This is a genomic window from Paraburkholderia sp. OAS925 (genome assembly GCF_040543975.1).
GTDB lineage: Bacteria > Pseudomonadota > Gammaproteobacteria > Burkholderiales > Burkholderiaceae > Paraburkholderia > Paraburkholderia graminis.
This window is the reverse complement of the sequence record NZ_JBEUNO010000001.1, coordinates 3649290-3673043: the sequence shown is the minus strand read 5'-3', so window position 1 is coordinate 3673043 and position 23754 is coordinate 3649290. Positions and strand designations below refer to the sequence as shown.

The window sequence follows — 23754 nt, the reverse complement described above, 5'->3', positions numbered from 1 at the left end:
GTCAGCTAGCAAGCTGAAGCCCGATGAACGGCGTAACGCCGGCTTGATTGCCGGGTTACGCCGTTTTGTTTTTTGACTAGCTTTCGACGTGTTTTTTCATTGCCTCGCGCGAATGTTCGCCGGCGTTCCAAAGCGGCGGCGAAGCTGGGAGAATGGCCGTCTCGCCACCGCTCAGGAATCTCCGCCGATGCAGCCGAAGCAGCCACTCCCCGCTCCCACATTCGACGACGTACTCGACGCCGCCGCGCGCCTCGAAGGCGTCGCGCACCGCACGCCGGTCTTGACCTCGAGCACCTTCAACGAGCGCACCGGCGCGTCGGTGTTTTTCAAGTGCGAGAACTTTCAGCGGATGGGCGCGTTCAAGTTTCGCGGCGCCTATAACGCGATCTCTCATTTCGACGCCGAGCAGCGCAAGGCCGGCGTGCTGACCTACTCGTCCGGCAATCATGCGCAGGCCATCGCGTTGTCGGCGCGCCTCGCGGGCATCCGCGCGACGATCATCATGCCGCACGACGCGCCCGCCGCCAAAGTTGCCGCGACCAAGGGCTACGGCGGCGAAGTCATCACCTACGACCGCTACAAGGAAAACCGCGAGGAGATCGGCCGGCGGCTTGCCGAGGAGCGCGGCATGACGCTGATTCCGCCGTACGATCATCCGCATGTGATCGCGGGGCAGGGCACGGCGGCCAAGGAACTGATCGACGAAACCGGCCCGCTCGACCTGTTGTTCGTCTGCCTGGGCGGCGGCGGGCTGATTGGCGGCAGCGCGTTGTCGGCGGCGGCACTGAGCCCGGAGTGCGCGGTGATCGGCATCGAGCCGCAAGCAGGCAATGACGGTCAGCAATCGCTCGCGCGCGGCGAGGTCGTGCATATCGACACGCCGCGAACCATCGCCGATGGCGCCGCGTCCACCCATCTTGGCGACTACACGTTCGCGATTATCCGCAAGCTGGTCGCGCGCATCGAAACGGTCACCGACGAGCAATTGATCGAGACGATGCGCTTTTTCGCTCAGCGCATGAAGATCGTGGTCGAGCCGACCGGCTGCCTCGCGGCGGCGGCAGTGCTCAACGGCGTCGTGCCCGTGAAGGGTAAGCGGGTGGGCGTGATCGTGAGCGGCGGCAACGTCGACCTTGAGAAGCTCGCGCAGTATCTGGCGTGATCGCTTGATCGCCCGGCGGCGCCCGCCCGCCGTTGATGTTTGCGAAAACGGCCTCGCCTCGTTGCCGGCGCGCGCCGTTTTTTATCCGCTCGCTGCTTGCGCAACGGGCGAGTGCTGCGCCGTTTGCAATATCAGATCGCGATAGCCGTTCACGATCACGCTATATGAGAAGTACGCGAACAGCAGCGCGGACAGCACATGGCAGGCGCGCAGCAAACCGGTGCCGGCGCGTTTGCGGCCGTGACTGCCCAGACCGCAAATAAACACGGTCCAGCACAAGCCGCCCAGAAAGAAGCCGCCCAGGAACACTGGCGCGGTGGCCGCACTGGTCGCGCCGGCCTTGGCAATCAACGCGCCGCCGACTGCGGCGAACCACAGAATCGCCGACGGCGACGACACGGCGAGCAACACGCCGCGCAAGAAGCCGCGCCACGCCGAAAGATGCGGCGCGTTGACATCGGCCTCGCCGGCGACCGGCGGCGCCGACGCCGGGAACATCGCTTCGCGCGCCATCTTCCATGTGAGAAACAGCAGGATGGCCGCGCCGCCTATCCACACGACCCACCGCACCGACTCGAACTGCAGCAGCGCTGCCATGCCGGCGAGCGCGAGGGCCGCGTAAATCAGATCGCCGACACACGACCCGAGGCCGAGCCAGAAGCCGGGTTTGAAACCGTGCGACAGCGCCAGAGAAATCATCGCGACGTTCACGAGGCCGATGTCGAGACACAGCGACAACGACAGGAAAAACCCGTCGGACATCATCGAAAAGGCATGCATCCGCAGTAACTGCTCCATCGATCTCGTTAGTAGGTTGTTCGGTTATGCGGGGCGGCGCTCAGAGGCCCAGCTCGTTCCACAAACTGTCGATGCGCTGCTTGACCGCCGCGTCCATCTCGATCGGGCGGCCCCATTCGCGATCCGTTTCGCCGGGCCATTTGTTGGTCGCGTCGAGTCCCATCTTCGAGCCGAGTCCAGCGACCGGCGACGCGAAGTCCAGATAGTCGATCGGCGTGCGATCCACGAGCACGGTATCGCGCGTCGGGTCCACGCGCGTCGTGATCGCCCAGATCACTTCCTTCCAGTCGCGGATGTTGACGTCTTCGTCGACGACAACGATGAACTTCGTGTACATGAACTGCCGCAGGAAGCTCCAGACGCCGAACATCACGCGCTTGGCGTGGCCCGCGTAGCTCTTCTTCATCTGCACGATGGCCATGCGGTAGCTGCAGCCTTCGGGCGGCAGGTAGAAGTCGGTGATCTCGGCGAACTGCTTTTGCAGCAGCGGCACGAACACCTCGTTGAGCGCGACGCCGAGCACGGCCGGTTCGTCGGGCGGTTTGCCGGTGTACGTGGAGTGGTAGATCGCGTCGCGGCGCATCGTGATGCGCTCGACGGTAAACACGGGGAACCACTCCTGTTCGTTGTAGTAGCCGGTGTGGTCGCCGTAGGGGCCTTCCAGCGCGTGCTCGTAAGCCGCCGACGCGCCCTTCACTGGCCGCGGCGGCGCGCCAGCAGGAGCAGGCGAGGGCGCGCCTTCCTGCGGGTGGATGAAGCCTTCCAGCACGATCTCCGCGCGCGCGGGGACCTGCAGGCCATCAACGCCGGGCGTGAGGCACCTGGCGAGCTCGGTTCGTCCGCCGCGCAGCAGGCCGGCGAACTGATATTCGGAGAGCGTGTCCGGCACTGGCGTGACTGCGCCGAGGATAGTGGCCGGGTCCGCGCCGAGCACGACGGCGACCGGATACGGCTTGCCCGGGTTCTTCAGCGCGAACTCGCGAAAATCGAGCGCGCCGCCGCGATGCGCGAGCCAGCGCATGATCAGCTTGTTGCGTCCGATTAGCTGCTGGCGATAGATGCCGAGGTTTTGTCGGCTCTTGTTCGGGCCTCTCGTGACGGTCAGGCCCCAGGTGATCAGCGGGCCGGCGTCGCCTGGCCAGCAGGTCTGAATCGGGAGTTTTCCGAGGTCGATGTCATTGCCTTCCCACACGATTTCCTGGCAGGGCGGCGCGCTCACGGTTTTCGGCGCCATGTCCCAGACCGCCTTCGCCAGCGAGAACAGCTTGCCCGCGTCCTTCAGCCCTTTTGGCGGCTCCGGTTCCTTCAGCGCCGACAGCAAGCGGCCGACGTCGCGCAGCGATTCGAGCGCCGCGCCATCGCCTTCGCCGGCCTGCGCGTCGACGCCCATGCCGAGCGCGACGCGCCGCGGCGTGCCGAACAGGTTGCCTAGCACCGGGAACGCATGCGCCCCCTTGTTCTCAAACAGCAAGGCTGGCCCGCCGGCTCTCAGAACGCGGTCGCACAGTTCGGTCATTTCCAGGACCGGCGATACCTTTTGCGGAATGCGGCGCAGTTCGCCGATCGTCTCGAGACGGCCGATGAAGTCGCGCAAGTCTTTGTATTTCATCTTTGCGGTTCAGTGCCGCGAACGGCGAAAAAAGGGAACGGCTGGAACGGCGTGACGCTATTGGCGGCGCCGAGGCGATTGTCGATTTTACCTGCGTTGGTTAGCGCACGTAGATCGGCCGAACGTCATAAGACTCGCGGACGCGGCAAAATCGCCCGAAAAGCGCTTCGCGCGGTGGTTCGCGGGCTCCGAAGGGCCGTCGTTATTACAATTAGTTATACATTTGCCTGTTTGTAGTGTTGACGATCTATAAAACCGTGCCCTAGAATCCGTCCACATTGGTTGCAGGGCGTGGAGTTTTTTACCGCCGCCCCCGGTCCCATCTGACGCAACGCGTCACCGCTTACCGAAGCCCTGCACGGTATTCGTCGGTCTTATTGATGTCCTCGCCAGCGCCATCTGACGCTGGTTTTTCGCGTGGGAGCCACCGCCCGCATGCTTTGCAGCCTGCCGCGGACCGCTTTCAAGATGGCTCCCCACAACGGTATTTGCCGTTTTCCCGACGTCGCTGCTGCCCTAACCAGACAGAGCGCGCGATGTCTTGACTCTGCGAATGTGTGTTGCCGCCTGTTTGTTCAGCGGAATTCGCGGATCATGCAACATGGGAGATCTGAATGAACGCCTGGTTATCGTGGCGTCCTGATGAACGTATCGCGCAGATCGTGCGCGGTGCCGTGCGTCGTGGGACGCAATTGAGTCATCACCTGTTCAGCATTGTCGGCGGCATGGCCGTCGTGCTGGCAATCGCGCTGTGGCTGATGCCGACGTGGCGCGGCACGCTCGCGGCCAAACTGATGCCGGTCCTCTCGGCCGCTGTCCAGGCCGGACCCGCGCGTCTGCTGCAGGGCAATCCGCTGCCGGCTTTCGGGCCGCCGGGGCGCACGTCGTCAGACGAAACGCTGTCTTCGAACACGAACACGAACGCCGCCGACGCGGCCAACGGCAACGGCGCCAGCAACGCCGGCGTGGCCGTCAGCAATACCAGCTACGACGGCGCGTTCGACGGCACCGGCTCGGCCGGCGGCATGGGGATCGCGGCGCTCAACGGCCTCGATCCGCGCACGATGCAAAGCGTCACCGCGCTTGCCCGGCTGATTCCGGCGCAACGCGTTTCCGCCGACGCCCGCGATGACCGCGTGCTGGTCTCGTCGCGTGAACAGGCGCTCGTCGCGTCATACCTTGCCCGGCGCTACCGTGTCGCTCAGGAGCCCGTCAGCGAGCTCGTGAAGGCCGCCTTCGACACCGGCCGCGAAGTCGGTCTCGACCCGCTGCTGCTGCTGTCGGTGATGGCGATCGAATCCGGCTTCAATCCTTACGCCGAGAGCGGCGTGGGCGCGCAGGGTCTGATGCAGGTCATGTCCAAGGTTCATTCGGACAAATTCCAGTATTTCGGCGGCGAGAGCGCGGCGCTCGAACCGGTCGCGAACATCAAGGTCGGCGCGCTGGTGCTGAAGGACTGCATCGCGCGCGGCGGTTCGTTGCCGGGCGGTCTGCGTCTCTATGTCGGCTCGACCTCGCCGGACGACGGCGGCTACGGCGCCAAGGTGATGGCCGAGCGCGGGCGTCTGCGCGACGTCGCGCGTGGCCGCAAGGTGCCGATCAATGCGCCGCAGGCTCCGGTAATCACGGCGTCGAACAATGCGTCGGCTTCTTCTGCGCCGGCTGCTGCGAATAGCAACAATGGCAAGCGCGTGCAGGTGACGCTCGAAGGAAGCCATCCTTTGAGCGCTGCTACGCCGCCGGGCAAGACGCCGGGTTCGTCGGAGCAGGACGATGCCAGCGTGAATGCGCCTAAGCATGTGGCTTCGAATGCGGAGCTGGGTGCGTGAGGGGTTGACGGCTTAAGTAGCTCTCGGCGAAAGCTGAGGGCAGAAAAAAGGACACTTGCGAGTGTCCTTTTTTGCGTTTGGAGGGCTGGTTGTGGGGTTGGCGGTTAGATGGCTGCTGCCACTGGCCTCGCAACTACGCGACCGACGCGCCTACATCAGCCGCCACACCTCGCTACTTTCGCCCAAAAAGCCCCGCAAGGCGCTCGACCGCTTCCTCGAGCTTCGGATACGCGGTCGCATACGACAGCCGGATATATTGCTTCGGCGCATGCGTGCCGAAGTCCATCCCCGGCACCAGCACGACGCCTGCGTCGTGCAGCATCGCCTTGGTGAGCGCCGAACTGTCGCCGGCGGCAGGGTGATTGACGGTCCCGCAGTCGGCGTACACGTAGAACGCGCCGTCGGGCATGACCGGCACCGTGAAGCCGAGCGATTGCAAGGCCGGCGCGATGAAATCGCGGCGTCGCTTGAACTCCAGACGGCGCGCTTCGTAAGTCGCGATGGTTTGCGGTTCGAAGCACGCGAGCGCCGCGTGCTGCGCCAACGCCGACGCGCAGATGAAAAGGTTCTGCGCCAACTTCTCGAACGCGCTCACCATGCCCGGCGGGACCACGAGCCAGCCGAGGCGCCAGCCTGTCATGTTGAAGTACTTGGAGAAGCTGTTGACGGTGATCACATCCTCGCCGTATGACAGCGCGGAGATTGGCTTCGCGTCGTAGCTCAAGCCCTGGTAGATTTCGTCGACGATCGTGAAGCCGCCGCGCGTGCGCACCGCCTTGACAATGCGCTCGAGTTCGGCCGGTTCGATCGAAGTGCCGGTCGGATTGGACGGCGACGCGAGCAGCACGCCGCGCGTGCGCTCGTTCCACAGTCGTTCGACGTCGGCGGCGGTCAACTGGAAGCGTTCGGCAGGGCCGCTCGGCACCATCACCGGCTTGCCTTCGGCGGCGATCACGAAATGGCGGTTGCACGGGTAGCAGGGGTCGGGCATCAGCACTTCGTCGTCGCGATCGACCAGGGCCGCGCACGCCAGCAGCAACGCCGCCGACGCGCCCGCGGTCACCACGATTCGCGCAGGATCGACGTTGACGCCGTAGACCTCCGCGTAGTGGGCCGAAATCGCTTCACGCAGTGTGTGCAGGCCGAGCGCGCTGGTGTATTGCGTGACGCCGCGGCGCAGCGCGTTCGCGGCTGCCTCGATGACCGGTTCCGGCGCGGTGAAGTCCGGTTCGCCGATCCCCATGTGAATGATGTCGCGCCCCTCGCGCTCGAGAAGCGCGGCCTCTTTGGCCAGCTCCATCACGTAGAAAGGCTGAATGGAGTCGACGCGTGCGGCGAGCCGCATAAGAGGTTCGGTCACGGAGTTCATTCGATTAAATCCAGTTCAAAAGCAGAAACCGGACGGCGCCTTGCGCGTTGACACATGCGCACGGCGGCGTCCTTACAGCGATTCGTTCCAATCCGGCCGATGCGCGGCTGCGGCAGCGGCGTTGCGCACCTGAGCCCGCCGCACTCTGACGCCTAGCGCTTGCGAGCCGCTTCGATCTCCGCCGCGCGCAGCTTGGCAGCCAGCTTGTCCAGCACGCCGTTCACGTACTTGTAGCCGTCCACGCCGCCAAACGTCTTGGCGAGCTCGACGGCTTCGTTGATCACCACGCGATAAGGAATGTCGACGTGATTCTTCAGCTCGAATGCGGCGACCAGCAGCACCGCGCGTTCGACCGGCGACAACTGCTCGATCGGACGGTCGAGACACGGAGCGATGTCGGCCGACAGCGCCTCCGAATCGCGGATCACGCCATGCAGAATCGCGTCCAGATGCTCATGATCCGCTTTGTCGAAGCCCTGCGCGCCGCGCAGTTGCGCGTCGATCTCACCGCCGGGCGAACCCGACAGCAGCCACTGATAAAGCCCCTGCGTGGCCAGTTCGCGGGAGCGTCGGCGTGCGCTCTTCATGCCTCTTCCTCTTCTTCGTCTTCTTCTTCGTCGTCGCCGCCCAACTGTTCGAGCGCGACCGCCAGATTCGCCATTTCGACGGCGACGCGCGCCGCGTCACGGCCCTTTTCGGTCATGCGGGCGACCGCCTGTTCGTCGTTTTCCGTGGTCAGCACGGCGTTGGCGACAGGGATGCCGAAGTCGAGGCCGATGCGCGTGATGCCCGCGCCGCTTTCGTTCGACACCAGTTCGAAGTGATACGTCTCGCCGCGAATGACCGCGCCGAGCGCGATCAGCGCGTCGAACTGCGCGCTCTCGGCGAGCTTCTGAAGCGCGAGCGGGATTTCGAGCGCGCCCGGCACCGTGACGAGCAGCACGTCTTCGCCCGTCACGCCGAGGCGCTCCAGTTCCTCGATGCACGAGTCCGCGAGGCCGTTGCAGACCGGTTCGTTAAAACGCGCCTGGACGATGCCGATGCGCAGTCCGTCGCCGTCGAGGTTCGGTTGGTATTGTCCGATTTCCATGTGAATTCCGTAGTGTTTGAGTGGGCGCGAGGCGCGTGAATGGCCGGATCAGCCTTGTTGCGGAGTCTCTGCGATACCGCCGGGCATGGGTACGAAACCGGTGACTTCGAGACCGTACCCCGACATGCTGCCCAGCTTGCGCGGGTTCGACAGCACCTGCATCTTGCCGACGCCGAGCTCGCGCAAAATCTGCGCGCCGATGCCGTATGTCTTGAAGTCGACTGGCCGCCGTTTGAGCGCGTCTGCTTTTTCCTTCGAATCGAACGCCTTGAACACGTCGATCAAATGCTCTTTCGAGTCGCCGCAATTGAGCAGCACGATCACGCCGAGTTCGCGCGAGGCGATCTCTTTCATGGCTGCGTCGAGTGTCCAGGAATGCGTGGATTCGCCGACTTCGAGCAGATCGAGCACCGAAAGCGGCTCATGCACGCGCACGGGCGTGTTCTGCTCGGGCGTCGGCGTGCCGCGCACGAGCGCGATGTGCGGCTGGCCGCTCGGCTGGTCCAGATACATGACCGCGCGAAACGCGCCGTGCGCCGTCTGCATGGTGCGCTCGCAAATGCGCTCGACGATCGACTCCGTGCGGCTGCGATAGTGAATCAGATCCGCGATCGTGCCGACTTTCAGGTTGTGCTGTTTTGCGAACTCCATCAGGTCGGGCAGGCGCGCCATTGTGCCGTCGTCGTTAATGACTTCGCAGATCACGGCGGCCGGCGTGAGACCGGCCAGCGCGGTCAGGTCGCAGCCAGCTTCCGTGTGGCCCGCGCGCACCAGCACGCCGCCCGGCTGGGCCATGATCGGGAACACGTGGCCCGGCTGCACGATGTGCTCGGCCTTCGCGTCCGGCGCGACGGCCGCGGCGATGGTGCGGGCGCGGTCGGCGGCCGAAATGCCGGTCGTCACGCCTTCCGCCGCCTCGATGCTCACGGTGAACGCGGTGCCGTACTGCGTGCCGTTGCGATACGTCATGAGCGGCAGATTGAGCGACTTGCAGCGTTCCTGCGTGAGCGTCAGACAGATCAGGCCGCGGCCGTAGCGGGCCATGAAATTGATCGCTTCCGGCGTGACGAATTCAGCGGCGAGCACGAGGTCGCCCTCGTTTTCGCGATCTTCTTCGTCGACGAGGATCACCATACGGCCGGCTTTGAGTTCGGCGATGATCTCTGGAGTGGAGGCGAGCGTCATGGTGGCGAGTTTTTCGGGAAAGCGCGTATTTTACGCCACGCGCGGTCCCAAGTCGCCTCCGCCGGATGGCATAGGCCGTTTGGCCGACTGGCGATGCGGCGTCGACAGTTGTTATGCTCGGCGAAACGATGGAAGACCGTCCTGGGGACCCTCTTTAGCGAGGCATACGTAGGTGCCAACGCTGAAAGGTTCACCATCCGCCAAATAATCGGTCTAGCGCCGACATGATTTCGTCTTGCCGATGTACGAGCGAGCTAACTGGCTTGGTCAGCGCGCTCCGTGGGACTGCAGCGAGTGTCGGCGTATCGAGCATGCACTCAATACCCTCGATGATGAACACGGGGATCAGATCCGGCGGAAGCGGTACCGGGGCAATCCGGTCCAAGCGGCGTAGCGGGACGACCACGCGGGTCGCCAATCCAGACAGATGATTTCCCTGGACCTCGACGACATATGGCGTACCCAAGTGTCCACTCGGGTTTGAGAAGACGTCGAAGCGGGCCATCAGAACGTCCGGTACTGCGCAAGCGGGAGGCCGTCGCGCTCGACCATGTCGTTATAAGCCTGAATAAAGTCCGCAAATTTGATCGCCCACTGGCGGTCCTTTTCGGCCTGTACCGCCTGCCGGATGGCTCGCTCGCATGTCTGCGAAAAGTTGATGCCCAGTTCCTTGGCGTCCTTGTAGACGTCCTCGGGGAGGCTGATGTTGGTGGCTCGGCGCGGGCTGGTGTCCGTTGTCATGTGTCGCATGTCGGTCCCTCTCATGTGGGAGTTTATGCGCATTGTAGCCCACACGAACGTGTTGTGCTCCCGGTGCTCATGCCGACTTGGCCAAGGTCCGCCGCGTAGCAACCAGCAGCCCTTCTTTCATCGCGACTTTGCACTGCACCAAAGTTAGTGGCCGAGCGGGTGAACAAAGGCTGGCGACGAACTTTTGAGCCTCGTGGGGCTAGAAAGCCGTATGGCTGCGCGAAGCCAACGTCGTGCTCGCCGGCCGTGCTCATCGTGATCCATGACGCCACTGCCACTTACTTCGGCGCGTTCAACATCCGCTCCACATACCGCGCAATCAGATCGATTTCCAGATTCACCGGCGTACCTTCACGCAGATGCTTGAGCGCGGTGACTTCCACCGTGTGGGGAATGAGATTGATCGAGAACTCGCAGCCATCGTCGCGATCTTTAACCGAGTTGACGGTCAGGCTCACGCCGTTGACAGTGATAGAACCCTTGTACGCCAGATAGCGGCCGATCTCGCGCGGCGCCAGCACGCGCAGTTCGTGAGACTCGCCGACCGGCGCGAAGTGGGTGACCGTGCCCAGGCCGTCCACGTGGCCGGAGACGATGTGGCCGCCCAGCCGGTCATGCGCGCGCAGCGCCTTTTCGAGGTTCACTTCGCCGACTTCGCCGAGACCCGCCGTGCAGTTCAGGCTTTCGCGCGACACGTCCACTTCGAACGAATGGTCGGTTTTCGCGACCACGGTCATGCACGCGCCCTGAATGGTGATGCTGTCGCCGAGCTGCACGTCGGCGAGGTCCAGGCCGCCGGCTTCCACGCTCAGACGCACGCCCGCGTCGCCGTTCGTGCCGAGCGGCTTGACTGACTCGATGCGGCCCACTGCCGCGACGATTCCTGTGAACATCGTACTAATCCTCGATCAAAACGAAACGGGTGGGGACGCGGCGTCGGTGTCGCTTGCCGTGGCGCCGGCGGGCACGAGGCGCGCGAGAATCCGCAGGTCCTCGCCGATCCGCTCGACGTTGTGAAACGCCAGCTTGACGCGGCCTTCCAGGGTTTCGGGCGCGCCCAGATTGAACATGCTCATGGAGTCGATGCCGAGCAGGCTCGGCGCGAGATACACGAGCAGTTCGTCGACGCAGCCTTCGCGCAGCAGCGAGCCGTTCAGCTTGTAGCCTGCCTCGACGTGCAGTTCGTTCACCTGGCGCTCGCCAAGCACTTTCAGCATGCCGGGCAGATCGACCTTGCCGGCTGCGTTGGCCATCTGGACGATCTCCGCGCCGCGCTCGCGCAGCGCCTCTGCGCGTTCGCGATGCCGTTCATCCAGGTTGCCGCAGAAAATCAGCGTCGGCGCGCCGGCGAGAATCTGCGCGTGCGGCGACACCTCCAGCTGACTGTCGATCAGCACGCGTTGCGGCTGGCGGGGCGTGTCGACGGCGCGCACCGTCATGCGCGGATCGTCTTCCCTGACCGTGCCGATGCCCGTCAGAATCGCCGACGCACGCGCACGCCACGCATGGCCGTCGGCACGCGCTGCTTCGCCGGTGATCCACTGGCTGACGCCGGAAGGCAAGCCGGTGCGGCCGTCGAGCGAGGCCGCCACTTTCATGCGCACCCACGGCCGGCCGCGCGTCATGCGCGACACGAAGCCGATGTTCAACTCATGCGCTTCGTTGGCGAGCAGGCCGCAGCGCACCTCGATGCCCGCATCGCGCAAAATCGCGAGGCCGCGTCCCGACACCTGCGGATTCGGGTCTTCCATCGCGGCGACCACGCGCGCGACCTGCGCTTCGATTAGCGCGTTCGCGCAAGGCGGCGTGCGGCCAAAATGGCTGCACGGCTCGAGCGTGACGTAAGCGGTTGCGCCGCGCAGATCGTGACCGCGCGAACGCGCGTCTTTCATCGCGCGGATTTCAGCGTGGTCCTGGCCGGCCGGCTGCGTGAATCCTTCGCCGATGACTTCGCCGTTCTTGACGATCACGCAACCCACGCGCGGATTCGGGTCGGTCGTGTACATGCCGCGCCTGGCCAGCGCGAGCGCACGTTCCATGTGGACGAAGTCGGTTTGCGAGAACATCGGTGCCTGGTTGAGTGCGGGTGACGGGGCGGTGGCGTGTGCGGTCAGTACGTTCAGCTCAGGCAGTCAGCGACGCAAATGCGCCACGCGCTGCTTCGATCGTGGCGTCGACGATAGCGTCGTCGTGAGCAATCGAAACGAAGCCCGCCTCATATGCGGACGGCGCGAAGTAGACGCCCGCGTCGAGCATCTTGTGGAAGAACGCGTTAAAGCGCGGCACGTCGCTCTTCGTGACTTCGGCGAAGCTCGTCGGAATGGACTCGGTGAAGTAAAGCCCGAACATGCCGCCGAGCGAATCCGCCGCGAACGGCACATTGGCTTCGCGCGCGACTTTCGTCAGACCTTGCGCGAGACGGGCAGTGCGCGCGGCGAGCGTGTCGTAGAAGCCCGGCGCCTGGATCAGTTGCAGCGTTTTCAGGCCCGCGGCCACCGCGATCGGATTGCCCGACAAGGTGCCCGCCTGATAGACGCCGCCGAGCGGCGCGAGGTGAGCCATGATGTCGCGCCGTCCGCCGAAGGCCGCCGCCGGCATGCCGCCGCCGATCACTTTGCCGAGGCACGTCAGGTCCGGCGTGATGCCGTAGACCTGTTGCGCACCGCCGAGCGCGACACGAAAGCCGCACATCACTTCGTCGAAAATCAGCACCGAGCCGTACTCTGTGCACAGGCGCCGCAATGCTTGCAGGAACTCGGGCGTCGCGCGCACGAGGTTCATGTTGCCCGCGACCGGCTCGACGATCACCGACGCGATTTCGTTGCCGAACGCCTTGAACGCTTCTTCGAGCGCCGCGACGTTGTTGTATTCGAGAACCGTGGTGTGCTTCGCGATGTCCACCGGCACGCCCGCCGACGTCGGATTGCCGAACGTCAAAAGGCCCGAGCCGGCTTTCACGAGCAGGCTGTCCGCGTGGCCGTGATAGCAGCCTTCGAATTTGACGATGCGGCTGCGATTCGTGAAGCCGCGCGCGAGACGCAGTGCGCTCATGGTTGCCTCGGTGCCGCTCGACACCATGCGCACCTGTTCGATCGACGGCACGAGCTTGCAGATTTCCTCGGCGATTTCGATTTCCGATTCGGTGGGCGCGCCGAACGAGAAGCCATTGGCCAGCACGCGCTGCACGGCTTCGAGCACTTCCGGGTGAACATGACCCAGGATCATCGGGCCCCAGGAGCCGATGTAGTCGATATAACGCTGGCCGTCGGCGTCCCAGAAGTAAGGCCCTTGCGCGCGTTCGATGAAGCGCGGCGTGCCGCCGACGGAGCGGAATGCCCGGACCGGCGAATTCACGCCGCCGGGAATGGTGCGTTGCGCGCGCTCGAAAAGGGTTTGATTTTTGGACATGGCGATGACTGGATTGGGTTGCGCGGCGGCGCGGTTTGCTTGCGGGCGAGTCGCGCGGCGCCGGAGTAGGTGAGGAAATTGTACCGGAGTCGGTGTCTGAAGGCTTTGGGCGGCTGTGCGGACTTTGCGCGGCTTTTGCGCGCGGGCGCGGCGTTCAGGCGCACTCTCAGCGCTGCGACGGGCGCTTACGGGCCGGCGCCCTGGCAGGCTCGCTGGCAGGCGGCGCGTTGGCGCCGGCTAGCTTCGCGTGCGCAGCATGCGCCGTTACCTTGCTCGAACGCACTGGACCGGATGGCGCGTCGACTGCAGGCGGCTTGCGCTTTCCCGTGAGTTCGGCCCAACGCTTCTCGAGCGCGCCTTCGGCAATCGGTTTGATCACTGTGCCGGAACTTTGCGCGTCCCACGTCTGCACTGAGAATGGATGTACGCGCAACATGTCGCGAGGAATCACCACGTTCTGATGCGCATCCACAAGCCAGTCATACACGAAGTCGATGCACAGACGATAGCCGCGCTTCGTCGCGGAATCGGGGACCTCGTAGGGCGCGCGCGTCACGTAGCCCGAGCCGAAAATGCCCTTCGGTTCCATCGCGACGCGATGCAGAAACACGCGATCGCCACGCAGGATGCCGCGGGCAAATCCGCAGCCCCAGACGTCGGCGACCGCGATGCCCGCGGCGACGCGTTTCGCCACGTCGGGCAACTCCGGCCACGGCCATTTTTTGGGGCTCCAGATCAACAGAAAGGCAGTCATTTCAGCGTTGCAGATCAGTCACGTTTTGAAGGCGTCGAGGGAATTTCGTACGACGCTCAAGGGTTCACGCGGCAGCTTAACCGATCGGCGGCACGCTTGCCGCGAGGCTTCGTCGAGTGCGAATTGCCGCGCGCTTCGTTTGCCAGGCGCGGCACACGCGGTAAGCGTCGCGTACAATTCATCCGGTCAATGCCGGTCTTTCGTATCACCGCGCCGCCTCGTTAAGGACGCGCGCTTCACCTGGATTCCCATGTCTCATGTCACCGGACGCCGGCCAGATGGCCGGCTGATTCTGTTGCTCGGCGCGCTTGCCGCCTGCGGACCGATTTCGATCGACATGTATCTGCCGAGCTTGCCCACCATCGCGCAGGCATTTGCGATCGGCACGAGCGCGGCGCAGACCACGCTCACCAGTTTCATGTTCGGCTTTTCGATCGGCATGCTGCTTTATGGGCCGCTGTCGGATACCTATGGCCGCCGGCCCGTGCTGCTCGGCGGCATCATCATGTATGCGCTCGCGAGCATTGCGTGCACGCTGTCGTTCTCGATCGGCGCGCTGGTCATCTTTCGCTTCGTGCAGGCGCTCGGAGCAGGCGCGGCCTCCGTGCTCGCTCGCGCCATTGCGCGCGATGCATATGGTCCGACCGACGCGGCACGCGTGTTGTCGATGCTTGCCATCGTCACGTCGATCGGTCCGTTGCTCGCGCCGCTGATTGGCGGGCAATTGCTGCTGCTTGGCGGCTGGCGCATCGTGTTTATCGCGTTGACGCTGTTCGGCACCGTCTGCGCGATAACCGCGTTCCTCAAGGTGCCGGAAACCTGGCCGCGCGAGAAACGCGCGCACTCGGTGCTTCACAAGTCGTTTGCCGCGTATGGCCGACTGTTGCGCGATCCCGTCGCGTGGGGGCACATGTTGTGCGGGGGCATGGCGTTCGCGTCGATGTTCGCGTACATCACGGCGACGCCGTTTGTGTACATCGAATATTTTCACGTGTCGGCGCAGCACTATGGCTTTTTGTTTGCGCTGAACATCGTCGGCATCATGTTCGGCAACTTCATGAATACGCGGCTCGTCGGCCAACTCGGGTCATTGCCGATCATTTCGTTTGCCGCGACCGTGAGTTGCATCGCGTCGCTGTTCGTCTGCCTCGTCTCGTTGACGGGCTGGGGCGGGTTGTGGTCGATCGTAGCGGGGCTCTTCTTCGTGGTCGGCGTGGTGGGTTTGCTGTCGGCCAATTGCACGACCGATCTGATGCATCGCTATCCGGCCAACGCGGGCGCGGCGGCCGCGGTGTTCGGCGCGATGCAACTGGCGCTCGGCGCGCTGTCGAGTCTCGCGGTCGGCCTCTGGACCGATGTCTCGCCGAAGGGCATGGGCATTGTGGTCGGCGTGGCGGGGACGCTGTGTTATGTCGGCCGCATTCTGGTCGTCAGATGGCATGGAACGAAGGCGCCCGTGGCTGTCGTTTGAATGCAGCGTCATGGTGACGGCGTGTTATTGACTTTGGCTGTGTGTCGGCGGGGCCGGCGTGCAGCGTGCATCTAGCGGAAAACACCAGGTGTTGCGCGCACGCGACCTTGCGTTTGAATTTGCATTGCTATGATGAGGTCACTGTTCCTCGGAGCGGCAATCATGGCGATCAGAGATTTGATGAACGGCGAGCGGCAACATGCGGCATTCGCCGAAGCGCAGAAGCTGGCCGACAGCGGCGCCTATCACGATTACACGGACATCGAATACGTATTGCGCTTTGATTATGGCTTGACCGATGTATCGACGCTGCTCGACAGTCAGTTGATGCATCGCGATCTCAACCGGCGTTGTGCGGACGCGCGGGAGAGGGTCGAGGCGGTGAGTGTTTGATGCGAGGATGACGCGAGGCGGCTTCAATCAGATCTACGCGCGTTGGATCGGCGGGTGCTGGAGGTCTTCATTCGCAGATATTGACGCACGCGTTCCAGGCCGTACTGAATGCCGATGTGATAAGGATTGTACGGATTGGTGTATCTGTCCTTCAATTTACGTTTGTCGATAACGACACCAATCACCGTTAAGGGTAAGTCGTCGATTATCGAGGTCAAACGTTCAAGGAACGTTTCTCGTGGCTCCTTGCTGAGTCGGGCAAACGCCCCGCGCTTGCGGCGAATGTCGGACTCATGCAGAACGACGCAATCGTGGCCGAACGTCTCGAACTTCAACCTCTTGATCCGCGGAACCAGGATGTCTGCATAGTCACTTTTCTTGATGAGCAGAAACACAGCACGAATAGTGGGTAATCCGTGTCGATAGACGTACGGCTGTGGTCCCCGCTTTCGTCAACGAAAACGATATAGTCGCTATGCATTCGGCAATGAGATCTTTTATCGGCGCAAACGAAAAACGGGCCTGGCGGCCCGTTTCGTATAAGACAAGTCCTGGCGGAGGCGGTGAGATTCGAACTCACGGAAGGATCACTCCTTCGCCGGTTTTCAAGACCGGTGCCTTAAACCACTCGGCCACACCTCCAAGCCGCAAATTGTAACCTGAAAAAACCTCGCTGCGGCGCTCGAGCCATCCGCATTCACTGCGGATCTTTCAGAAACAACGCCTGTAGATCGTTCAGAAACGCTTGTCCAAGCGGCGTCGGCGCAATCTTCTCGTGATCGCGCGTGATCAGCTTGCGGCGCTCCGCTTCCTGCAAAGCCGGCTCGATCGACGTCATCGGCAAACCCGTGCGTTCGATAAACCGATGCACCGGAAAACCTTCCACCAGCCGCAGCGCATTCAGCATGAATTCGAACGGCAGATCGCGCGGTCCGACTTCATGTTCTTCCTGCACCGCCGCGCCGGCTTTGGCCTGCTCGATAAACGTAGCCGGATGCTTATAACGCGCCTGGCGCAGCACGCGATTCGGAAACGACAGCTTCGTATGCGCGCCGGCGCCAATGCCCAGATAGTCGCCGAAACGCCAGTAGTTCAGATTGTGCTTGCTCTGCCGATGTGGCTTCGCATACGCGGACACTTCGTAGCGCTCATATCCCGCAGCCGACGTGCGTTCCTGAATCCAGTCCTGCATATCGGCGGATGCATCGTCGTCGGGCAGGGCGGGCGGAAACTTTGCGAACAGCGTGTTCGGTTCGAGCGTCAGGTGATAAAGCGAAAGATGCGGCGGCGCGAACGACAACGCGGTATCGATATCGGCCTGGCACTCGGCAAGCGTCTGCTGCGGAAGCGCGAACATCAGATCGAGATTGAAGTTATCGAACGTAGACGCGGCCACCTCGACGGCACGACGCGCTTGCGTCGAATCGTGAATCCGGCCGAGCGCCTTCAGATGCGCTTCATTAAAACTCTGAATGCCCACCGACAACCGGTTCACACCGCTCGCGCGAAACTGAGCGAACTTCGCGGCCTCGAAGGTGCCGGGATTGGCTTCGAGCGTGATCTCGGCATCGGCGTCGAGCGGCAGCAGCGCGCGAATGTCCGACAGCATGCGGTCGAGCCCCGCCGCCGACAGCAAGCTCGGCGTACCTCCGCCGATAAACACCGTATGCACCTGCCGCCCCCACACCAGCGGCAGCGCCATCTCGAGATCGGCGCGCAACGCATCGAGATAATCGTTCTCGGGGAACGTGTCGCCCTTCCATTCGTGCGAGTTGAAATCGCAATACGGACACTTGCGCACGCACCACGGAAAATGCACATACAGCGAAAGCGGCGGCAGCGACGTCAGCCGTATGCTGCCTGGCGACGTGAATGCCTTGATGACGCCATTGCCGACATCGGTGGGCGTCGGCTTGATCGGAATCACGCTTCCTCCGTCAGACGCGCGAGCAGTTGGCGCAACGCAATCGCGCGATGGCTGCTGGCGTTCTTCGCCGATGGCTCGAGCTCGGCGGCACTCGCGTTCAGCGACGGCAGGAAGAAGTACGGGTCGTAGCCGAAGCCATTCGAGCCGCGCGGCGCATCGAGAATCTCGCCGTGCCAGCGGCCTTCGGCGATCAGCGGCTCGGGGTCGTCCGCGTGACGCACGAGCGCGAGAACGCAGTAGTAATACGCGCGTCGATCGCTCTCGCCTTGCAATGCCGAAACCAGCCGCGCGTTATTCGCCGCGTCGCTTTTCTCGCCGCCGGCTAGCTGTGCGTAACGTGCCGAATAAACGCCCGGCGCACCGCGCAGCGCGCGCACGCAAAGACCGGAATCGTCGGCGAGGGCGGGCAGGCCCGTGAGCTTCGCGGCATGCCGCGCCTTGGTCAAAGCGTTTTCTACAAACGTGGGATGCGGCTCTTCCGCTTCCGGCACGCCCAACGCGCCTTGAGCAATCAACTCGATGCCGGCCGCGTCGAGCAGCGCTGCGAACTCGCGCAGCTTGCCCGCGTTATTCGACGCGAGCACGACCTTGTTCAACGACGAACTGGAACTAGCCGCGCCGTTGGCTTCACGAACTTCATTCACCTCGATACTCCAATGCTTCTTTCTGCTTCGCGATCAACGTGGCAATGCCGTCGCTCGCTAGATCGAGCAGCGCGTTCATTTCATCGCGCGAAAAAGGTACGCCTTCCGCGGTTCCCTGAATTTCCACGAAGCCGCCCGCGCCGGTCATGACGACGTTCATGTCGGTGTCGCATTGCGAGTCTTCGTCATAATCGAGATCGAGAACCGGCAGACCGTCGTACACTCCGACCGAAATGGCCGCGACGTAATCGCTGATCGGCGAGCTTTCGATGCGGCCCGCGGCCAGCAGTTTGCTCACCGCGTCGTGTGCGGCGACGAAAGCGCCGGTGATGCTCGCCGTGCGCGTGCCGCCGTCGGCCTGGATCACGTCGCAGTCGATATGCAGCGTGCGTGCGCCGAGTTTTTCCAGATCGAACACCGAGCGCAGCGCGCGGCCGATCAGACGCTGGATTTCCTGCGTGCGCCCGGTCTGTTTGCCGCGCGCGGCCTCGCGGTCGCTGCGCGTATGCGTGGCGCGCGGCAGCATGCCGTATTCGGCGGTGAGCCAGCCCTGGCCGCGATCGCGCAGAAACGAAGGCACGGTCTCGGCGATGCTCGCCGTGCAGATCACCTTGGTGTCGCCGAATTCGACCAGCACCGAGCCCTCCGCGTGCTTCGTGTAGTGGCGCGTGATGCGCACGTCGCGCAACTGATGGGCGAGGCGTCCGCTGGGGCGTTGAGTGGTGTCGGTCATGTGGATTGGGTCAGGAAGAAAGCGGGAGGGGAAAGCAGGATTTTACAGCCGATCGGGGCGCGCATGCGTCCGGCGGCTGGGCGCGTCGGCCGGGGCTCTACAAGGGGTCTCATCGACAAAAATGGGATAATGCCTGTTCACCGCCTCGCGTCTCGTACACGCCGGGCGATTCGACTCTTCGGCCATGCTTTTACGCAAGGCCACCATCGCGAGAAATACGATGATCTACAGCATGACTGGCTATGCGAGCGCGACACGCGAACTCGTCGCGGCTTCGGGCACGGGCGGCGTGAGCGTGTCGGTCGAACTGCGCACGGTGAATTCGCGCTTTCTCGACCTCAACTTCCGTATGCCGGAAGACGTGCGTGTGTGCGAACCCACGCTGCGCGAAATGCTGATGAACAAGCTGTCGCGCGGCAAGGTGGATATTCGCATCAATCTGCAGCGCAGCGAACAGACGGCGAACGCAGGCTCGATCAATCATGACGCACTGACGCAACTGGCGCTGCTCGAGCGCACCGTGCTCGCGACGTTTCCGGAAGCGGGCCGTCTGCGCAGCGGCGAAATTCTGCGCTGGCCGGGCGTGCTCGCCGAGACGGGCGTGGCACCGGACGTGTTGCGCGACGCCGTGCTCGCGTGCGGCAAGCAGGCGATTACCGATCTGATCGACGTGCGGGCCCGCGAAGGCGCGCAACTCGCGACGATGCTGCTCGCCAACGTCACGGAAATGGAAGCGATCGTCACGAAGATCACGCCGCTCGTGCCGGAGTTGATTACGAAGCATCAGCAGAAGATCGTCGAGCGCTTGCAGGAAGCGCTCGGCATTGCGGCGCCGGATACGGCCGCGACCATCGTGTCGCGCGAAGAGATCAACGAGCGGATTCGCCAGGAAGTGACGATGTACGGCATCCGCATCGACATCGCCGAAGAACTGTCGCGCCTCACGGCTCACCTGAACGAAACGCGTCACGTGATCCAGAAGGGCGGCAAGGTCGGCAAGCGGCTCGACTTCATGATGCAGGAGCTGAATCGCGAAGCGAACACGCTCGGCTCGAAGGCGGCGGCGAAAGAACTGGCGGATTCGTCGATGACGCTCAAGCTGCTCATCGAACAGATGCGCGAGCAGGTACAGAATCTGGAATAAGGCGGGAGCATCACAACATGACCGATCATCACACACGCGACAGCGGCGCGCCGCGCAACCCGTATGCCGGCGCATATCCCGGCAACCTGTTCATGGTCGTCGCGCCTTCGGGCGCCGGCAAGTCGACGCTCGTGAATGCGCTGCTCGCCCGCGACGAAGCGATCCGTCTGTCGATCTCGTACACGACGCGCCCGCCGCGTCCGAAGGAGCAGGACGGCGAGCACTATCACTTCACCACCGTCGACGATTTCATGCAGCGTCATGATGCCGGCGAGTTTCTCGAAAGCGCAGAAGTGCACGGCAACTACTACGGCACGTCGCGCGTGTGGATCGAGGAGCAGATGAAAAGCGGCCATGACGTGCTGCTCGAAATCGACTGGCAGGGCGCGCAGCAGGTGAAGAAGCAGTTTCATAACGCGGTCGAGATTTTCATCTTGCCGCCGTCGCTCGAAGCGCTCGAAGAGCGCCTGAAAAAGCGCGGCCAGGATGAGCCGAACGTCATCACGCGACGTCTGCTTGCGGCGGGCAGCGAGATGGCGCATGCGGCCGAAGCGGAGTACGTGGTGATCAACGAGAACTTCGATCGCGCGCTCAGCGAACTGCAGTGTCTCGTGGCCGCGACGCGTTCACGCTTCGCCTCGCAATACGCGCGTCATACGCAGCTTTTTGTGCAACTCGGCATTCACCTTCCGCACCCCTGAGCGCGGCGGCGATTCGAGCACATAAGGTAGAATAAGCAACATACTGAGAAGGAACCCAACATGGCCCGCATTACCGTCGAAGACTGTCTCAAACAGATCCCGAACCGTTTCGAACTCGCGCTTGCCGCGACCTATCGCGCGCGTCAGCTCGCTCAAGGTCACACGCCGAAGATCGAAAGCCGCGACAAGCCCACGGTCGTCGCGCTGCGCGAGATCGCTGCCGGCCAGGTCGGTGTCGAAATGCTGAAGAAGGTGCCGGTTTAAGGCGCGCTTTCCCCGCTTCTGATTATTGATTCGCCACATGTTTCTGGCGCGTTTTCCAGTCACACCTGCTTTACCTGATTGCATCAACGTGCAGACCGGCGTCCACTCCTAACCGCTACGGAGGCGAACATGAGCACCACCCCGCCCACCGCCACGGAAGCGGAGCACGACGCCGATTCACCTTCGTCCGCACGCAAGTACATCGACGCGGTCCTCGAACAGTCGTTTCGCCATCTGTTCGGCCCGACCGCCACGCCGGAGCAACCGCGCCGGCATGACGTCGTTTCCATTGCCAAGCTGACGTCCGCTTTGTCCGGCTATCTGCAGCCGGAGGAAATCAAGGACGTCAAGGCGGCCTTCCATTTCAGCGACGAAGCTCACCTCGGCCAGTATCGCCAGAGCGGCGAGCCTTACATCACGCATCCGGTTGCCGTCGCGGAAATCTGCGCCGGCTGGAATCTGGACGGCCAGGCCATCATGGCCGCGCTGCTGCATGACGTGATGGAAGACCAGGGCGTGACCAAGGCCGAGCTCGCCGAGCGTTTCGGCGCGAAGGTCGCTGAACTGGTCGACGGTTTGTCGAAACTCGACAAGATGGAGTTTCGCAATCGCGAGGAAGCGCAGGCGGAAAACTTCCGCAAGATGCTGCTCGCAATGGCGCGCGACGTCCGCGTGATTCTGGTCAAGCTCGCCGACCGGCTGCACAACATGCGCACGCTCGGCGCGGTGCCGCCGGAAAAGCGCCGCCGCGTGGCGCGCGAAACGCTCGATATTTACGCGCCGATTGCACACCGGCTCGGTCTGAACAATACGTATCGCGAGCTGCAAGACCTGAGCTTTGCGAACTTCAATCCGCATCGGTACGCCACGCTCGAAAAAGCCGTCAAGGCCGCGCGCGGCAACCGGCGCGAAGTGGTCGGGAAGATTCTGGAATCGGTGCAGCGCGCCATCGCCGACGCGAAGATCGACGCGGAAGTCACCGGCCGCGAGAAAACCATCTTCAGCATCTATAAGAAGATGCGCGACAAGCAGTTGTCGTTCTCCCAGGTGTTGGATGTGTACGGCTTTCGCGTGGTGGTCGACAGCGCGCTCGAGTGCTACACCTGCATCGGCGCGCTGCATGCGTTGTACAAGCCCGTGCCGGGCAAGTTCAAGGACTACATCGCCATTCCGAAGGTGAACGGCTATCAGTCGCTGCACACCACGCTCGTCGGCCCGTTCGGCGCGCCGATCGAGTTTCAGGTGCGCACGCGCAAGATGCACGAAATTGCCGAAGCCGGCGTGGCCGCGCACTGGCTGTACAAGAACGGCAGCGCCGATCTCAACGACGTGCAAAAGCGCGCGCACCAGTGGCTGAAGTCGCTGCTCGACATTCAGAGCGAAGCCGGCGATTCGAGCGAATTCCTCGAACACGTCAAGATCGATCTGTTTCCGGATGCGGTCTACGTGTTCACGCCGAAGTCGAAAATCATGGCGCTGCCGCGCGGCGCCACCGCGCTCGACTTCGCGTATTCGATCCACAGCGACCTGGGCAACCAGTGCGTCGCGGTCAAGATCAACAACGAATTGCTGCCGCTGCGCACGGAGTTGAAGAGCGGCGACATCGTCGAAGTCATTACGGCGCCGTATTCGAAGCCGAATCCCGCGTGGCTCGGTTTCGTGCGCACCGGCAAGGCGCGCTCGGCGATTCGCCATTATCTGAAGACGATGCGCCTGAACGAATCGGTTCAGCTTGGCGAGCGCCTCGTCGATCAGGCGCTGAAGGGCTACGGTCTCGCGCTGTCGGACGTGACGCCCGAGGCATGGGAAAAGCTCGTTCAGTGGACCGGCAACAAGAACGGCCAGGAAATCTTCGCGGACATCGGTCTCGGCCGGCGCGTGGCGGCGGTCATGGCCAAGCGCATCGAAGTGCTGATGAGCGGCCGCGACGCCGACGACGACTCGCGCTCCGATTCGGGCTCGGCGCCTCATGCGCCGCCGGTCGTGATCACCGGCACCGAGGGCATGTCGGTGCAACTGTCCGCCTGCTGCCGTCCGATTCCCGGCGACGACATCATGGGCTACATCGGCATCGGCCTCGGCATGGCGATCCACACCACCGACTGCCGGGTTGCCCAGCGCATTCACCGGCGCGATCCGGCGCGCTGGATCGACGTGGCCTGGGCGCCGCAGCCGGGGCGTCTGTTCGACGTCGCGGTGAAGGTGCTGGTCAAGAACACCAAGGGCGTGTTCGCCCGCGTGGCCGCGGACATTACGTCGGCGGACGCCAACATCGTGCACATCGCGATGGACGAAGATCTGTCGCAGGAATCCACGGTTCTGCGCTTCGTGATCCAGGTCAGCGACCGCGTCCATCTTGCCAACGTCATGCGCCGCGTGCGCACGAATCCCGACGTGATGCGCATTGCGCGCGAACGGCCGAGCGACGACGGGCATCATCGGCATGACGGCGGCAGCGGCATGCGGATCGAGCGCGAGCGGGCCGATTACTGATCCGGCGCGTGCTGGTGAAGCAAATGTCGT

At 63.4% G+C, this 23754-nt stretch carries 24 protein-coding genes and 1 tRNA gene; 8 read left to right on the top strand and 17 right to left on the bottom strand.

Going from position 1 to position 23754, the window contains the following annotated elements; genetic code table 11:
- The first annotated feature begins 187 nt into the window (after positions 1-187).
- Positions 188-1162, top strand: a complete 975-nt coding sequence (locus tag ABIE53_RS16040; protein ID WP_006050155.1) for a threo-3-hydroxy-L-aspartate ammonia-lyase — start codon at positions 188-190, stop codon at positions 1160-1162.
- A gap of 81 nt (positions 1163-1243) precedes the next feature.
- On the opposite strand, the gene ABIE53_RS16035 is transcribed toward ABIE53_RS16040, so the two are convergent.
- Both ABIE53_RS16035 and ABIE53_RS16030 read right to left on the bottom strand, forming a co-directional pair.
- Complete coding sequence (locus ABIE53_RS16035; protein WP_006050156.1) at positions 1244-1942, bottom strand: LysE family translocator; 699 nt, start codon at positions 1940-1942, stop codon at positions 1244-1246.
- A 58-nt stretch (positions 1943-2000) separates the two neighbouring features.
- Positions 2001-3569, bottom strand: a complete 1569-nt coding sequence (locus ABIE53_RS16030; RefSeq protein ID WP_006050157.1) for a UbiD family decarboxylase — start codon at positions 3567-3569, stop codon at positions 2001-2003.
- Between the two features lie 614 nt (positions 3570-4183).
- Between ABIE53_RS16030 and ABIE53_RS16025 the strand changes: the two genes are divergently transcribed.
- Positions 4184-5398: a lytic transglycosylase domain-containing protein gene (locus ABIE53_RS16025; protein WP_006050158.1), complete on the top strand. Its 1215-nt coding sequence runs from the start codon at positions 4184-4186 to the stop codon at positions 5396-5398.
- A gap of 172 nt (positions 5399-5570) precedes the next feature.
- On the opposite strand, the gene ABIE53_RS16020 is transcribed toward ABIE53_RS16025, so the two are convergent.
- From ABIE53_RS16020 to ABIE53_RS15975, 10 genes are all read right to left on the bottom strand, one after another.
- Positions 5571-6767: a pyridoxal phosphate-dependent aminotransferase gene (locus ABIE53_RS16020; protein WP_006050159.1), complete on the bottom strand. Its 1197-nt coding sequence runs from the start codon at positions 6765-6767 to the stop codon at positions 5571-5573.
- Between the two features lie 152 nt (positions 6768-6919).
- A complete protein-coding gene (nusB, locus tag ABIE53_RS16015) occupies positions 6920-7354 on the bottom strand; it encodes a transcription antitermination factor NusB (RefSeq protein ID WP_006050160.1) in 435 nt (144 codons plus the stop codon).
- Positions 7351-7857 carry a 6,7-dimethyl-8-ribityllumazine synthase gene (gene ribH / locus ABIE53_RS16010; RefSeq protein WP_006050161.1) on the bottom strand — a complete coding sequence of 169 codons (507 nt, stop codon included), beginning with the start codon at positions 7855-7857 and terminating at the stop codon, positions 7351-7353. Before ribH ends, nusB begins: the two co-directional genes overlap by 4 nt.
- A 48-nt stretch (positions 7858-7905) precedes the next feature.
- Positions 7906-9042 carry a bifunctional 3,4-dihydroxy-2-butanone-4-phosphate synthase/GTP cyclohydrolase II gene (gene ribBA, locus ABIE53_RS16005; protein ID WP_006050162.1) on the bottom strand — a complete coding sequence of 379 codons (1137 nt, stop codon included), beginning with the start codon at positions 9040-9042 and terminating at the stop codon, positions 7906-7908.
- 190 nt (positions 9043-9232) lie between these two features.
- Positions 9233-9547, bottom strand: coding sequence for a CcdB family protein (locus ABIE53_RS16000; protein WP_006050163.1), 315 nt, complete (start codon positions 9545-9547; stop codon positions 9233-9235).
- A complete protein-coding gene (locus tag ABIE53_RS15995) occupies positions 9547-9783 on the bottom strand; it encodes a type II toxin-antitoxin system CcdA family antitoxin (RefSeq protein ID WP_149029194.1) in 237 nt (78 codons plus the stop codon). The genes ABIE53_RS16000 and ABIE53_RS15995 overlap by 1 nt, the downstream gene beginning before the upstream one ends.
- Before the next feature lie 287 nt (positions 9784-10070).
- Complete coding sequence (locus tag ABIE53_RS15990; RefSeq protein WP_006050165.1) at positions 10071-10685, bottom strand: riboflavin synthase; 615 nt, start codon at positions 10683-10685, stop codon at positions 10071-10073.
- 15 nt (positions 10686-10700) lie between these two features.
- Positions 10701-11858 carry a bifunctional diaminohydroxyphosphoribosylaminopyrimidine deaminase/5-amino-6-(5-phosphoribosylamino)uracil reductase RibD gene (gene ribD, locus ABIE53_RS15985; RefSeq protein ID WP_029967988.1) on the bottom strand — a complete coding sequence of 386 codons (1158 nt, stop codon included), beginning with the start codon at positions 11856-11858 and terminating at the stop codon, positions 10701-10703.
- Positions 11859-11916: 58 nt separating this feature from the next.
- Positions 11917-13200: a glutamate-1-semialdehyde 2,1-aminomutase gene (gene hemL, locus ABIE53_RS15980; RefSeq protein ID WP_006050167.1), complete on the bottom strand. Its 1284-nt coding sequence runs from the start codon at positions 13198-13200 to the stop codon at positions 11917-11919.
- A 166-nt stretch (positions 13201-13366) separates the two neighbouring features.
- Positions 13367-13954 (bottom strand): hypothetical protein, encoded by a 588-nt coding sequence (locus ABIE53_RS15975; protein WP_006050168.1) that lies wholly within the window; start codon positions 13952-13954, stop codon positions 13367-13369.
- A 250-nt stretch (positions 13955-14204) separates the two neighbouring features.
- On the opposite strand from ABIE53_RS15975, the gene ABIE53_RS15970 reads away from it, so the two are divergent.
- Complete coding sequence (locus tag ABIE53_RS15970; protein ID WP_006050169.1) at positions 14205-15425, top strand: Bcr/CflA family multidrug efflux MFS transporter; 1221 nt, start codon at positions 14205-14207, stop codon at positions 15423-15425.
- A gap of 162 nt (positions 15426-15587) precedes the next feature.
- A complete protein-coding gene (locus tag ABIE53_RS15965; protein WP_006050170.1) occupies positions 15588-15818 on the top strand; it encodes a hypothetical protein in 231 nt (76 codons plus the stop codon).
- A 23-nt stretch (positions 15819-15841) separates the two neighbouring features.
- On the opposite strand, the gene ABIE53_RS15960 is transcribed toward ABIE53_RS15965, so the two are convergent.
- From ABIE53_RS15960 to rph, 5 genes are all read right to left on the bottom strand, one after another.
- Entirely contained in the window at positions 15842-16213 is a 372-nt protein-coding gene (locus ABIE53_RS15960) for a DUF3800 domain-containing protein (RefSeq protein WP_006050171.1), read from the bottom strand.
- A gap of 157 nt (positions 16214-16370) precedes the next feature.
- Positions 16371-16460, bottom strand: a tRNA-Ser gene (locus ABIE53_RS15955).
- A gap of 55 nt (positions 16461-16515) precedes the next feature.
- Positions 16516-17745 (bottom strand): radical SAM family heme chaperone HemW, encoded by a 1230-nt coding sequence (hemW, locus tag ABIE53_RS15950; protein ID WP_192698757.1) that lies wholly within the window; start codon positions 17743-17745, stop codon positions 16516-16518.
- Positions 17742-18389 (bottom strand): RdgB/HAM1 family non-canonical purine NTP pyrophosphatase, encoded by a 648-nt coding sequence (gene rdgB, locus ABIE53_RS15945; RefSeq protein ID WP_006050173.1) that lies wholly within the window; start codon positions 18387-18389, stop codon positions 17742-17744. The genes hemW and rdgB overlap by 4 nt, the downstream gene beginning before the upstream one ends.
- Complete coding sequence (rph, locus tag ABIE53_RS15940; protein WP_006050174.1) at positions 18382-19122, bottom strand: ribonuclease PH; 741 nt, start codon at positions 19120-19122, stop codon at positions 18382-18384. Before rph ends, rdgB begins: the two co-directional genes overlap by 8 nt.
- A gap of 220 nt (positions 19123-19342) precedes the next feature.
- Here rph and ABIE53_RS15935 point away from each other — a divergent pair, with 220 nt between their 5' ends.
- From ABIE53_RS15935 to ABIE53_RS15920, 4 genes are all read left to right on the top strand, one after another.
- Positions 19343-20266 (top strand): YicC/YloC family endoribonuclease, encoded by a 924-nt coding sequence (locus ABIE53_RS15935; protein ID WP_006050175.1) that lies wholly within the window; start codon positions 19343-19345, stop codon positions 20264-20266.
- Positions 20267-20283: 17 nt separating this feature from the next.
- Positions 20284-20967, top strand: a complete 684-nt coding sequence (gmk, locus tag ABIE53_RS15930; protein ID WP_006050176.1) for a guanylate kinase — start codon at positions 20284-20286, stop codon at positions 20965-20967.
- Positions 20968-21027: 60 nt separating this feature from the next.
- Positions 21028-21231, top strand: coding sequence for a DNA-directed RNA polymerase subunit omega (gene rpoZ / locus ABIE53_RS15925; RefSeq protein WP_006025620.1), 204 nt, complete (start codon positions 21028-21030; stop codon positions 21229-21231).
- A 129-nt stretch (positions 21232-21360) separates the two neighbouring features.
- Positions 21361-23724 carry a RelA/SpoT family protein gene (locus ABIE53_RS15920; RefSeq protein WP_006050177.1) on the top strand — a complete coding sequence of 788 codons (2364 nt, stop codon included), beginning with the start codon at positions 21361-21363 and terminating at the stop codon, positions 23722-23724.
- Positions 23725-23754: the final 30 nt, after the last annotated feature.